We start from the raw sequence: 12,878 nt of genomic DNA, 5'->3' as shown, positions 1-12,878 counted from the left end.
TGCCTGCTGAGACGCCCGTGTTCCCAATGGGTGTCGGCAGCAATTTGATCGTTCGCGACGGTGGGTTGCGCGCGGCTGTCATTCGGATGGGCCGCGGTTTTACTGACATAGAAATTAGCGGCACCGCTGTGCGGTCAGGAGTTGCAGCACTTGATGCCCATGTGGCGCGTAAAGCGGCCGATGCCGGTCTTGATTTGACGTTCTTGCGCACAATCCCAGGTTCAATTGGTGGCGCTCTTCGGATGAATGCGGGATGTTATGGGCGGTATACGGCGGATCACTTTATAAAGGCCGAAGCCGTAACGCGCAGCGGTGAGCAGGTTGAACTTGGTCCTGATGATTTAGCCTTTGGCTATCGAACATCTACGTTGCCCGAAGGCTGGGTATTGACCCATGCGGTGTTTGAGGCGCCCGCGGGTGATCCGCAAACCTTGCACGACACAATGGCGGCTCAGCTGGCCAAGCGCGATGAAACCCAGCCGACCAAAGACAGAAGTGCGGGTAGCACTTTTCGCAACCCTGCGGGGTTCAGCTCAACAGGGCGGGCGGATGATGTTCACGACCTAAAGGCGTGGAAAGTGATTGAGGATGCTGGCCTGCGCGGGTTCACACTTGGTGGTGCGCAGGTGTCTCCAAAACATCCGAATTTTCTCATCAACACGGGGGATGCCACCGCTGATGATTTGGAAAAACTGGGCGAGTTGGTGCGAAAAAAGGTTTACGAAAACAGTGGCCTGACGCTAGAGTGGGAAATTATGCGAGTGGGTGAACCTGCCGCAAAATAAGCGCGCAAGAAAAGCGGGCAACGATGAGAATGGCGGGCAGAGCAGCCCTCGGACATGAAAAGAAGCGTGCAACCATGCGCGCGCAATCCGTTCTGACGAGAGCGGGGAGATGAGGCAAACGGTGGGTAAGTCAGGCAGTGACCCCCTAAAAATTGCAGTACTGATGGGCGGGCCAAGCGCAGAGCGTGAGGTCTCTTTGTCGTCCGGTGAGCAAGTGTGCGCTGCACTCAGCAGTCTTGGTCATGATGTTCATTCGATTGATGCTGGCACAGATCTTGGAGCGCAGCTGTTGGCGCTTGCCCCTGATGTGGCGTTCAATGCACTACACGGACGATGGGGCGAGGACGGGTGCGTTCAGGGCCTGCTAGAATGGCTCAACATTCCCTATACGCATTCGGGCGTTATGGCATCTGCGATCGCGATGGACAAAACCCGCACCAAAGAGGTTTATGCCGCCGCCGCGCTGCCTTTCGTACCAAGCGTGATTGCGCGGCGCGAAGATGTGATGGCGACCCACGTGATGCCTGTGCCGTATGTGGTCAAACCTAATAATGAAGGGTCCAGCGTTGGGGTCTATCTGGTTGCTGATGGCGCCAATGGTCCTCCGCAACTGTCCGACGACATGCCAGATGAGATGATGGTCGAAGCCTATGCAGATGGTCGTGAGTTAACGGCCACCGTTATGGGGGACCGTGTTTTTGCCGTAACTGATATTTTGACCGACGGTTTTTATGACTATGACGCGAAATATGTAGCGGGCGGGTCGCGTCATGTTGTGCCTGCGGATATTCCGGATGAAATCACCAAAGCGTGTCAGGATTACGCGTTGCGCGCCCATGCTGCGCTGGGCTGTCGTGGCGTTTCGCGAACTGATTTTCGCTGGGACGAGGCGCGTGGCATTGACGGTATCATCTTGCTTGAAACCAACACGCAGCCAGGCATGACGCCAACATCGCTTAGCCCTGAACAGGCGCAACACGCAGGGCTGTCCTACGCTGAGTTTTGCGAATGGATGGTAAGGGACGCGTCATGCAACAGATAGGCAAACGCCAAATTCTGCGTGCGCACACGCCCAATACTGAACAGCCTGAGGCGTCAGCACCGCGCCGTGACCCTGCGCCGTCAAAGTGGGCATATCGCTATCACCGTCTGCGACTGCGTCCCGGATACCGCAGCTTTGTGCGCCTTGGTTTGCCGTTGTGTGTCGCGGCACTTGTTGCGGGTGTTTATTTTGCTCAGTCAGATAACCGCGCCAAAACAGTTGCCGCGTGGCAGCAGGCCCGTGCACAGCTTGAAACGCGACCCGAGTTCATGGTTAACGTTATGGCAATCGACGGCGCGTCTGATGCGACAGCGGCCGCAATTCGTGAAGTTTTGCCTGTTGATTTGCCTGTCTCCAGCTTTGATCTGGACCTTGAGACAATGCGTCAAACAGTTGAAAGCCTTGATGCGGTAAAGACTGCGTCCCTTGCGGTTCGTACCGGAAATTTATTGCAGATAGATGTGTATGAGCGGGTGCCAGCAGTTGTTTGGCGTCATCACGAGGGGATGGAGCTGCGTGATGATGCAGGACAGCGTGTGGCAGCGGTTGAAGACAGAAATGCCTACCCGCATCTGCCACTGATCGCAGGTATGGGGGCGCAAGACCACGTAGCTGAGGCGCTGCAAGTGATCGCCGCTGCGGCGCCGATTGCTGATCGTGTTCAAGGATTGGTCCGCATGGGCGAGCGTCGTTGGGACGTTGTCCTGCAAACGGGGCAGCGCATAATGCTGCCCGTGGATGCACCTGTAACGGCGCTTGAACGTGTGGTGATCTTAGACCGTGCGCAAGATATTTTGAACCGCGATGTCATGGCCGTTGATATGCGATTGTCATATCGCCCGACTGTGCGTTTGGGCGAAGCGGCCAGCGAAGACATCCGTGAAATCAATGAAATTGAGTTTGGAGGCCAACGATGAGCCAGCCCTATGCCATGCAACGCGCCATGCGAACCGCCCGCAAAGCGGCCCTTCAAAAAGGTGTCATTGCGGTATTGGATATCGGTACATCAAAGACAGCGTGCTTTGTTTTGCGGTTTGACGGCTCTGAAAGCCCGTCCTCTGAGGGGATCGGGTCACTGGCCGGCCAGTCAAGTTTCCGCGTCATTGGCGTTGCGACAACCCGTTCACGTGGGGTGAGTTTTGGCGAAATCACCACAATGGCTGAGACAGAGCGCGCCATCCGTACCGCTGTGCAGGCCAGCCAAAAAATGGCGGAGACCCGCGTAGATCATGTGATTGTTTCCTTCAGTGGCGCGAACCCGCGCAGTTACGGTCTTGATGGTAAAGTTGAACTTGAAACAGGCGTAGTGACAGATGAGGACATTGGTCGCGTTCTGGCGATGTGCGATGAGCCTGACATCGGTGCGGGCCGCGAGGTTTTGCATGCGCAGCCTGTGAACTTTGCGCTAGATTATCGGTCCGGTCTTGCGGATCCGCGCGGGCAGGCGGGTCAAGAATTGATGACCGATCTGCATCTGCTGACGGTTGATGCGCCCGTTATTCAAAACATCGTACAATGCGTGAAGCGCTGCGACCTAGAACTGGCTGGCCTTGCTTCCGCGGCATATTCCAGTGGCCTTTCTGCCTTGATCGAGGACGAGCAAGAACTGGGTGCTGCATGTATCGACATGGGCGGCGGCTCCACCAGCATTTCGATTTTCATCAAAAAACACATGATTTACTCAGATGCGGTCCGTATGGGTGGCGATCACGTTACATCTGATATCGCGATGGGTCTGCGTGTGCCAACGCCAACAGCGGAACGGCTCAAGACGTATTACGGCGGTGTGCACGCCACCGGTATGGATGACCGTGACATGATCCAACTTGGCGGTGATACGGGCGATTGGGAGCTTGATAGCCGTCAGGCAAGCCGCGCCGAGTTGATTGGCATCATGCGTCCCCGCGTAGAGGAAATTCTGGAAGAAGCGCGCGCACGGCTTGATGCGGCGGGCTTTGAACATCTGCCGAGCCAGAAGATTGTTCTGACTGGTGGTGCGAGCCAAATCCCTGGCCTTGACGGGTTGGCCAGCCGCATTTTGGGGCAGCACGTCCGCATGGGGCGGCCGTTGCGGGTTCAGGGGCTCCCGCAGGCCGTAACAGGGCCTGCATTTTCGTCTGCTGTCGGGCTAGCGCTTTTTGCAGCGAACCCTCAAGACGAGTGGTGGGACTTTGATGTGCCGACCGAAATGTATCCCGCGCGCAGCCTAAAGCGCGCCTTCCGGTGGTTCAAAGACAACTGGTAACCCCGAAATCTATGGCTGTACCCCCAGATGAGGGGCTTTTGAGCGGTTTTTTGCCGTTATTTTGTGCTGAAATCACCGTTTTTCAGGTGACGCGCACCAATTGCCGCGTTATCATACTTGCTAATAAAGGCAGTACGCACCTGTAAAAGCAGGGCGAGCACAATGTTGAAAACGAGCCGCATCCAGAAAATTTGGGGGCTGCGGCGAACTCAGGCGGATATATCACTATGGCACTTAACCTCTCCATGCCCGGACAAGAAGATCTCAAACCCCGCATCACTGTTTTCGGTGTTGGGGGCGCTGGCGGTAACGCTGTTGATAACATGATCGAAAAAGCCCTTGAGGGGGTTGAGTTCGTCATCGCCAACACAGACGCGCAGGCATTGCAGCAGTCTGGTGCGCCATCGAAAATTCAGCTTGGTGTGAAAGTGACCGAAGGCCTTGGTGCCGGTGCGCGTGCCTCTGTTGGTGCTGCCGCTGCTGAGGAAAGCATTGAGCAAATCGTTGACCACCTCGCAGGTGCGCACATGTGCTTTATCACTGCTGGCATGGGTGGTGGTACTGGTACAGGTGCTGCGCCAATCATCGCGCAAGCGGCGCGTGAGTTGGGTGTTTTGACTGTTGGTGTGGTCACAAAGCCGTTCCAGTTTGAGGGTGCAAAGCGCATGCGTCAGGCTGAAGAGGGTATTGAAGCACTGCAAAAGATGGTGGACACGCTGATCATCATTCCTAACCAAAACCTATTCCGTTTGGCGAATGAGAAAACGACATTCACCGAAGCTTTTTCGATGGCTGATGATGTCCTTTATCAAGGCGTTAAAGGTGTGACTGATTTGATGATCCGTCCCGGTCTGATCAACCTCGACTTCGCAGACGTTCGTGCCGTGATGGACGAAATGGGCAAGGCGATGATGGGAACAGGCGAGGCGTCTGGCGAGGATCGTGCGCAGCAGGCTGCAGAGAAAGCCATTGCGAACCCACTTCTCGACGAAATTAGCCTCAACGGTGCGAATGGTGTGCTCATCAACATCACCGGCGGCTACGATCTTACGTTGTTCGAGCTGGATGAAGCGGCAAATGTTATTCGTGACAAAGTGGACGCGGATGCAAACATCATCGTCGGTTCAACTTTGGACACAACTCTCGATGGCATCATGCGCGTAAGTGTCGTGGCAACCGGTATCGACGCTGCTGCCAGTGTCCACGATGTACCCGTCCCACGCCGTGCCAGCGCTACACCTGCTGCGCCACAACAAGCCGCTCAACCAGAGCCAGCTCAGCCCGCACCAGTCGCAGCGCGTGAAGCCACGGCAGAGCCTAGCTTGTTTAACGAGCTTGATGCAGAGCAGCCTGCTGGGGCTGATGCTGCAGAGAACATTTTCGACGCGTATTCTGCTGGTGGTGACGTACCTCCTCCCGCGTACCAGCCAGCACCTGAGGCGCCTGCGGCCGAGCAGTATGTCGCGCCGCAAGCGCCTGCACCTGGACAGCCCTCTGCTGAAGCGCTTGCGCGTTTGAATGCAGCCGTGTCCAACACGCCCGCACGTGAAGCGCAGCCTGCTCCAACTGCAGCCCCTGCGTCGCAAGTGCCCGAAGCAGCAGAGCGTCCTCGTTTTGGCATCAACAGCTTGATTGGTCGCATGACTGGTGGGGCCGAGCAGTCAGAGCGTTCCGCTCCGGCGGCCATGCGCCAGCAGCCTCCGGTTCAAGAAACATATGATGATGAGCAAAGCACAAATGCCGAGCAAGACCGCATCGAAATTCCAGCATTCTTGCGCCGTCAAGCGAACTAGGTTTTGCTAAATAAATTCAATGGGCCGCTTCCTTTGGAGGCGGCCTTTTTTGTTTTACCCTAATGACTTAATGAAAAATATGGCGATGTTCCGCCGAGCCGCAGATCGACTGTTACAAAACGTTACAAACTGTTAATTGTGACTTCGGTAGACTTTTCATAGCAAGGTTGCACAAACGCATCACCTGTCTGAGGCACATCTTGCAAACTACACTTCGCACTCCTGTTACATTTACCGGCACCGGCCTGCACTCAGGCCGCGCCGTGCGTATGACGGTTGCACCCGCCTCTGCGAATTACGGTATCTGGTTTCGCCGCACGGATGTGGCATCTTCGAAGGATAATTTGATCCCAGCCACTTGGGACCGCGTAGAGATTTCTCCGCTTTGCACGTTGTTGGTCAATGATGCTGGTGTAACAGTTTCGACGGTTGAGCACGTTATGGCGGCATTGACCGGCTGCGGCATTCATAATGCAGTGATCGAAATTGATGGTGGCGAAGTGCCCATTCTGGACGGGAGTTCGGTCACTTTTGCACAATCGTTCCTGAACGCGGGCGTCCAAACTTTGGGCGCCCCCCTGCAGGCGATCCGAATTCTGAAAGATACTGAAGTCAAAGTAGGCGGCGCGGCTGCATCACTCTCCCCTTCGGATGCGCTTGAAATTGATTTCTCAATTGATTTCGCGGACGGCGCGATTGGCCGACAGCGCAAGCACCTCAATCTGCGCAACGGCACGTTTGTGCGTGAGCTGTCAGATAGCCGTACGTTCTGCCGTCAATCAGACGTTGATGCGATGCGCTCAAACGGGTTGGCGTTGGGTGGCACATTGTCCAACGCAGTTGTTGTTGATGGTGACGCAGTCCTCTCTCCTGGCGGGTTCCGCCACGCGGATGAAGCGGTACGTCATAAAATGCTCGATGCGTTGGGTGATTTGTCGCTTGCAGGGCACCCTATTTTGGGCCGTTACACCGGCGTTCGCGCAGGGCATGCAATGACGAACCGTTTGTTGCGCGCGCTCTTTGCGGACCCAAGCGCCTTTGAAGTTGTTACATGCACACCTGAAATGGCATCTGGCCTGCCGGGTGCGGGTGTTGAGGTGTTGGATCTGCCGCACGCCTGCTGATCAATCGTTTTTGTTCGTGTTCTGGGCGCGTCACTGCGGATAGCCTCTGGATAAATCTTTGAGCAGTCTTTACACATTTTGTTAAAGGACCGAGAGAGGGATCGACGGGCCATGCGGGAACGCGCGACGCAGTCACGAGTAAAACTAAAATTGCCCCAAATACAGGGCGGCTACGCTCGTGCCGCACGGGCAACTGTTGCGGTAGTTGGGCTTGTTGCGATTGCTGGTTGTGCTGAGTTGTCAAACGAAGGGCGTGATCGCCCGCTGGAATCGTACACCGCCGAAGAAATCTACCAACGTGGTGAATTTGAACTGGCTGAGAGCAACCCCGAAGAAGCCGCCCGCTTTTTTGGCGAAGTCGAGCGCCTTTATCCTTATTCTGAATGGGCTAAGCGTGGTCTGATTATGCAGGCATTCGCGTTCCACAAAGACCGTGATTATCCAAGTTCACGGGCCGCGGCACAGCGGTTTATCGACTTTTATCCAGCGGATGAGGATGTCGCATATGCGCAGTACCTCTTGGCGCTTAGTTTTTATGATCAAATCGATGAGATTGGTCGCGACCAAGGTTTGACGTTTCAGGCGTTGCAGGCGTTGCGGACCGTGATCGAGCGGTATCCGGATACGGAATATGCGCGTTCTTCGATTTTGAAATTTGATCTGGCTTTTGACCACCTTGCGGCCAAAGAAATGGAAATTGGCCGTTATTATTTGCGCAAAGGCCACTTTACGGCGGCCATTAACCGCTTCCGTGTAGTTGTCGAAGATTTCCAAACAACGTCGCACACACCCGAAGCCTTGCACCGCTTGGTCGAAAGCTATGTGTCACTTGGTTTGGCTGATGAAGCAAAAACAGCTGGTGCGATCCTTGGGTATAATTTCCAGTCAACGGACTGGTATCAAGATAGTTTCAATTTGTTGACGAGTAACGGTCTTGAGGCAGAAGCCAGCGGAGACAGCTGGCTACGCCAAATTTACCGTCAGGTTCTCAAGGGCGAATGGCTGTAGCACGAAGATGCTGCGCGGGCTGGACATACGGGACATGCTTATCATTGACCGACTGGAGTTGAACTTCAGCGCGGGGCTCAACGTTTTAACTGGCGAAACCGGTGCTGGTAAATCCATTCTTCTCGATAGTCTTGGCTTTGTATTGGGTTGGCGTGGACGTGCGGAATTGGTGCGTCAAGGAGCGGATCAAGGTGAAGTGACCGCGTGGTTTGAGCTGTCACCGGATCATGCGGCGTTTGATGTTTTGCGTGAAGCAGGGTGGGATGTTGAGGATGAGCTGATCCTGCGCCGCGTGAATACTCGCGATGGGCGTAAAACCGCGTGGATTAACGATCGCCGGGCCAGCGGTGAGGTGTTGCGCGCTGTCTCCGAGACTTTGGTTGAATTGCACGGACAACACGATGATCGCGGTTTGCTGAATGCACGCGGTCACCGCGCTTTGCTGGATGAATTTGCGGGCCCTGAGGCTGCGCTGTCGGATGTGGCTACCCATTGGCGAGATGTTCGTGCAGCAAACCGTGCGCTGGATGCAGCGCGGACCGCGTTGGCCGCCGTTAAAGACGAAGAAGAATTTTTGCGCCACGCTGTGGGGGAGCTGGATACGCTTGCCCCTGAGCCCGGCGAAGAAGCCGCACTCGACACGCGCCGACGTTTGATGCAAGGCGCAGAGAAAATTCGTGATGATATTGCCCGCGCGCACACAGCCATGGGGCGGGACGGCGCAGAAGCGCAGCTGGATGCGGCGATGCGGTGGCTTGATGATGCCGCGAGCGGCGCAGAAGGGGGCCTTGATGAGCCCGTTGCAGCGCTTTCTCGGGCCATGTCAGAACTCGCCGATGCACAAGCCGGCGTAGACCGTGTGCTTGATAGTTTGGCGTTTAATCCGTCCGAGCTTGAAGACACCGAAGAGCGGCTTTTTGCGATCCGTGCTCTTGCGCGTAAACATGACGTGTTGCCTGATGATTTGGCCGCGTTTGCGGATGAGTTGCGGATAAAGTTGCAGGCTCTGGACGGTGGGGCGCACACGATTGCCGATCTTGAGGCAGCATTGGCTGCGGCGCAAAAGACCTATGATCGTGCCGCCGATGCATTGACCGAGCAACGCCAGCTGGCCGCAGCTAATCTTGATGCTGCAATGTTGGCAGAGCTGGCGCCCTTGAAGATGGAGCGCGCGGTTTTCACCACTGATGTCACGCCTTGCGATGCTGGACCAACCGGCAAAGACGAAGTTGCTTTTCGCGTGGCGACCAACCCAGGTGCGTCCTCAGGTCCGCTTAACAAGATCGCGTCTGGTGGCGAATTGAGCCGTTTCTTGTTGGCGCTGAAAGTGTGTTTGACGCGCTCTACGACTGGGCTGACCATGATCTTCGATGAAATTGATCGCGGAGTCGGGGGTGCCACAGCGGATGCCGTTGGCCGTCGTTTGGCCGAAGTCGCAAGTGCGGGGCAAGTTTTGGTTGTGACACACAGCCCCCAAGTTGCGGCATTGGGCGCGCATCATTGGCGTGTGGAAAAGCGCGTCACTGCAGGACCAGACGGGGACATTACCACGTCGACGGTTGTGCCGTTAAACGCCGAAGACCGTGTTGATGAGCTAGCCCGAATGCTTTCTGGCGACAAAATTACCGACGAGGCGCGTGGTGCGGCCCGCGCTTTGCTGGGTGGCTGATTCTTGGCGGCGGTACATCAGGGCTGTGGCAAAAGCTGCGTGCGTCACTTCGTCAGGCAGCGCACACGCTGCGTGATGTGATCCGCCTAATCCGTGCAAACGGCCCCAGTCAAATCCAGTTTTGGTTTATCGCACTTGGGGTCGGTATTGCGGCGGGTTTTGCAGCTGTTTTCTTTCGTAAAGGCATCACCGCGTTGCAAAGCTGTGTCTACGGCGCACCAGATATTCAGCGTATTCATTCGTTTGCGGCAGACCTGCATTGGATTTGGCTGGTGACGCCGCCCGTAATTGGCGGGCTTATCGTTGGACTTATATTGCATAACTTCACCGATGATGGACGCGTGCGTAGTGTTGCGGATGTCATAGAAGGCGCTGCGATGAACGAGGGACGCGTTGAACGCCGTGCTGGATTGGCTTCGGCGGTAGCGTCGCTAATTACGCTTTCAACAAGTGGCTCAACAGGCCGCGAGGGACCTGTGGTGCATATGGCGGCGGTTCTGTCGACGTGGGTTAGCAATTGGATTAAGGCAGACGGAATTACCGGGCGCGACTTGTTAGGATGTGCAGTTGCCGCTGCTGTCTCGGCCAGCTTTAACGCCCCTATTGCAGGTGCACTTTTTGCGCTTGAGATGATCTTACGGCACTTCGCCGTCCATGCGTTTGCGCCGATCGTGATTGCCTCTGCGGCGGGTACGGTGATTAACCGGTTGATGTTTGGGGACGTGACCGAATTCACGCTGAGCCAAGCAAACACCCTGTCATTTTACCAAGAATTGCCTGCTTTTTGATGCTGGGCCTGACATGCGGCTTGGTGGCTGTTGTCATGATGCGGAGCATTTTTGGGCGGATGATGTCACTACACGCTGGCAGGCACGCTTTTCCATACAGCGGTATCTACGCCCCGCGTTTGCCGGTCTTGCTTTGGGCGTCTTGGCTATCAGCTTTCCGCACATCATTGGCGTAGGCTACGAGACTACTTCCGCGGCGCTTACAGGACGCCTGCTCTGGCACGAAGCGATTGTCTTTGCAGTGCTGAAAGTAGTCGCTGTAGCGATAACCATGGCTGGCCGGATGGGGGGCGGGGTATTTTCGCCGTCTTTGATGGTGGGTGCGCTGACGGGGCTGACATTTGGATATGTTGCAACCGCGCTGCTTCCCGATGTTTCGGGTGCTACGACGCTTTATGCCTTGGCGGGAATGGGCGCTGTCGCAGCTGCAGTTTTGGGCGCACCGATCTCGACGACTTTGATTGTGTTCGAACTTACGGGCGACTGGCAAACGGGACTGGCCGTGATGGTGGCAGTGTCGCTTTCTACGATTGTGGCCAGCCGATTGGTGGATCACTCGTTCTTCTTGTCTCAGCTTGAACGGCGCAACATCCATCTCGCGGCGGGGCCACAAGCCTATTTGTTGGCATTATTTAACGTGGCTAACGTCATGCGCCCCGTATCAGATGAGAATGCAGCAAGCGCAGAATACTGCTGGGAGCTGATCGAACAGGGGGTCTATGTGGACGGGAACGCGACGCTTGAGCAGGCGATGCCTTTGTTTGAGGCCTCCCACATCAGCTTTATTCCCGTCGTCACATTAGGCGGTGAAGATGCGCCACCTGAATTGTGGGGCGCGCTTTTTTAAGTGGACGCCCTACGTGCGTACAACAAGGCGCTGGCCGAAACTGCCGCTGAAGAGCACAGCTAAAGCCTAGACGTTTTCGACAGTGACCCGCGATGTGTCAAAAGCGATGTGCTCTTTGATGCGCATGGCTGCTTCGGTGGGGCTTTCATACGACCAAGCGGCGTCTTCAAGAGCACCGGATTTTGTCTGAATAGTGTAGTGGCTCGCAGGGCCTTTCGCGGGGCAGGTGGTCACTGTTTCTGAGGCATCCAGAAAGGCCATCGCCACGTCGGCAACGGGAAAGTACATCACTTCTGCCAAATCACCTTCGCTCAGGATCAGTGCGTCGCGGGTTTCGCCGATGACGGCACCAGCCACACGGACGACTGTCGTTGTATCTGCACGGCGAACGTTAATGGTGTTGGTCATATGTGATCCTTTCCAAGAGGTGCCGTGGCCAGTTCAAGCCATGCCGCCGCTGATTTTGACAGTTTACCTGATAACTTACGACTAATGTCTGCGTGATATGCATTGAGCCACGCGCGTTCATCAGCGCCCAGGCTGCCTGTATCTATCAATCGGCGATCAATTGGAACCCATGTCAGTGTTTCAAAACACATCATTGGTGTTCGTGTCTGTGCTGCATCACGTACAATAACCAAGTTTTCGATGCGGATGCCAAATTTGTCCTCGACGTAGTAGCCCGGCTCATTCGATAAAATCATGCCTGCTTGCAAAGGCTCATGTGAGGCGCGGCTAATGCGCTGCGGGCCCTCATGGACACACAGGTAGACGCCGACGCCGTGGCCAGTACCATGACCGAAGTCCAGGCCCTCTGACCATAAAAATTGCCGCGCGAGAGGGTCAAGATCACGGCCTGCGGCCCCTTTCGGAAACTTAACCTGCGACACAGCAATCATGCCGCGTAAAACTGCCGTAAAGCATTTCGTCATCTCGGCAGTCGGTGTGCCGAGCGCAACAGTGCGGGTGATATCGGTTGTTCCGTCGATGTATTGCCCACCGCTGTCGATCAGCAGCATTGAGTTTGTATCAAGCTTGCGGTTCGTTTCTTCGGTCACGCGGTAATGAACAATTGCGCCATTTGGCCCTGAGCCGCAGATGGTCTCAAAACTGATGTCGCGCAGTGCGCCCGTTGCCTCGCGAAAGCTTTCAAGTTTTGTGACAACGTCAATTTCGCTCAGCGTGCTGTGATCTGCCGCGTCCAGCCATGCCAAAAACTCAACCATGGCAGCTGCGTCGCGGATATGTGCGGCCTTAGTACCATTTAGTTCCGCCTCGTTCTTGCATGCTTTCGGCAAGATGCACGGATCACGGGAAAGCACAGGCTGGGCAAGCTGCGATACCACGGCCACGGGAATGCTTGATTTATCAACCAGCACATCGCCTTGTAAGGCCTGTAGGGCTTGCTCAAATTCGTCCCACTCTCGCAAAGTCAGCCCATCTTGAAGCTTAAGTTTTGCAAATTTTTGGGTATCGCTGAAAAGCTCGACGGCACCGGTAGCATGCAAAATAGCAAAGGCTTGGACAATCGGGTTGCGGGGAATGTCGCTGCCGCGAATGTTGAAAAGCCAACAAAT

The 12,878-nt window shown here is 55.6% G+C and carries 10 protein-coding genes and 1 pseudogene; 9 read left to right on the top strand and 2 right to left on the bottom strand.

The window, feature by feature from the left end; genetic code table 11:
* The 9 genes and pseudogenes from murB to ACTF5M_RS10340 all read left to right on the top strand — a co-directional run.
* Window positions 1-785 (top strand): UDP-N-acetylmuramate dehydrogenase (gene murB, locus ACTF5M_RS10380; protein WP_438960926.1); only part of this gene is annotated, 785 nt, incomplete at its 5' end.
* A gap of 109 nt (window positions 786-894) precedes the next feature.
* Window positions 895-1,827 carry a D-alanine--D-alanine ligase gene (locus tag ACTF5M_RS10375; RefSeq protein WP_438960925.1) on the top strand — a complete coding sequence of 311 codons (933 nt, stop codon included), beginning with the start codon at window positions 895-897 and terminating at the stop codon, window positions 1,825-1,827.
* Window positions 1,815-2,744 carry a cell division protein FtsQ/DivIB gene (locus ACTF5M_RS10370; protein ID WP_438960924.1) on the top strand — a complete coding sequence of 310 codons (930 nt, stop codon included), beginning with the start codon at window positions 1,815-1,817 and terminating at the stop codon, window positions 2,742-2,744. The genes ACTF5M_RS10375 and ACTF5M_RS10370 overlap by 13 nt, the downstream gene beginning before the upstream one ends.
* Window positions 2,741-4,072 (top strand): cell division protein FtsA, encoded by a 1,332-nt coding sequence (ftsA, locus tag ACTF5M_RS10365; protein ID WP_438960923.1) that lies wholly within the window; start codon window positions 2,741-2,743, stop codon window positions 4,070-4,072. Before ACTF5M_RS10370 ends, ftsA begins: the two co-directional genes overlap by 4 nt.
* Window positions 4,073-4,299: 227 nt before the next feature.
* Window positions 4,300-5,865, top strand: a complete 1,566-nt coding sequence (ftsZ, locus tag ACTF5M_RS10360) for a cell division protein FtsZ (RefSeq protein WP_438960922.1) — start codon at window positions 4,300-4,302, stop codon at window positions 5,863-5,865.
* A gap of 200 nt (window positions 5,866-6,065) precedes the next feature.
* Window positions 6,066-6,989: a UDP-3-O-acyl-N-acetylglucosamine deacetylase gene (gene lpxC / locus ACTF5M_RS10355; protein WP_438960921.1), complete on the top strand. Its 924-nt coding sequence runs from the start codon at window positions 6,066-6,068 to the stop codon at window positions 6,987-6,989.
* A 111-nt stretch (window positions 6,990-7,100) separates the two neighbouring features.
* Entirely contained in the window at window positions 7,101-7,997 is an 897-nt protein-coding gene (locus ACTF5M_RS10350; protein WP_438960920.1) for an outer membrane protein assembly factor BamD, read from the top strand.
* A gap of 7 nt (window positions 7,998-8,004) precedes the next feature.
* On the top strand, window positions 8,005-9,666 hold the full coding sequence (gene recN / locus ACTF5M_RS10345) for a DNA repair protein RecN (protein ID WP_438960919.1): 1,662 nt from the start codon (window positions 8,005-8,007) through the stop codon (window positions 9,664-9,666).
* 68 nt (window positions 9,667-9,734) lie between these two features.
* Window positions 9,735-11,364: pseudogene (locus ACTF5M_RS10340) on the top strand (chloride channel protein).
* Between the two features lie 3 nt (window positions 11,365-11,367).
* Here the strand turns inward: ACTF5M_RS10340 and ACTF5M_RS10335 are convergent.
* Together ACTF5M_RS10335 and ACTF5M_RS10330 are read right to left on the bottom strand one after the other, a co-directional pair.
* Window positions 11,368-11,709, bottom strand: a complete 342-nt coding sequence (locus tag ACTF5M_RS10335; protein ID WP_438960918.1) for a DUF427 domain-containing protein — start codon at window positions 11,707-11,709, stop codon at window positions 11,368-11,370.
* The coding region (locus ACTF5M_RS10330; RefSeq protein WP_438960917.1) for an aminopeptidase family protein P at window positions 11,706-12,878 on the bottom strand (1,173 nt) is incomplete at its 5' end. The genes ACTF5M_RS10335 and ACTF5M_RS10330, both read right to left, overlap by 4 nt.

Source organism: Nereida sp. (assembly GCF_965655635.1).
GTDB lineage: Bacteria > Pseudomonadota > Alphaproteobacteria > Rhodobacterales > Rhodobacteraceae > Nereida.
This window is presented reverse-complemented; position numbering and strand designations above follow the sequence as displayed.

Bases quoted from the DNA above. Each gene is read 5' to 3' on its own strand.
- recN (WP_438960919.1), top strand. From the start codon at position 8,005: ATGCTGCGCGGGCTGGACATACGGGACATGCTTATCATTGACCGACTG.
- ftsZ (WP_438960922.1), top strand. From the start codon at position 4,300: ATGGCACTTAACCTCTCCATGCCCGGACAAGAAGATCTCAAACCCCGC.
- ACTF5M_RS10335 (WP_438960918.1), bottom strand. From the start codon at position 11,709: ATGACCAACACCATTAACGTTCGCCGTGCAGATACAACGACAGTCGTC.
- ACTF5M_RS10370 (WP_438960924.1), top strand. From the start codon at position 1,815: ATGCAACAGATAGGCAAACGCCAAATTCTGCGTGCGCACACGCCCAAT.
- ftsA (WP_438960923.1), top strand. From the start codon at position 2,741: ATGAGCCAGCCCTATGCCATGCAACGCGCCATGCGAACCGCCCGCAAA.
- ACTF5M_RS10375 (WP_438960925.1), top strand. From the start codon at position 895: ATGAGGCAAACGGTGGGTAAGTCAGGCAGTGACCCCCTAAAAATTGCA.
- ACTF5M_RS10350 (WP_438960920.1), top strand. From the start codon at position 7,101: ATGCGGGAACGCGCGACGCAGTCACGAGTAAAACTAAAATTGCCCCAA.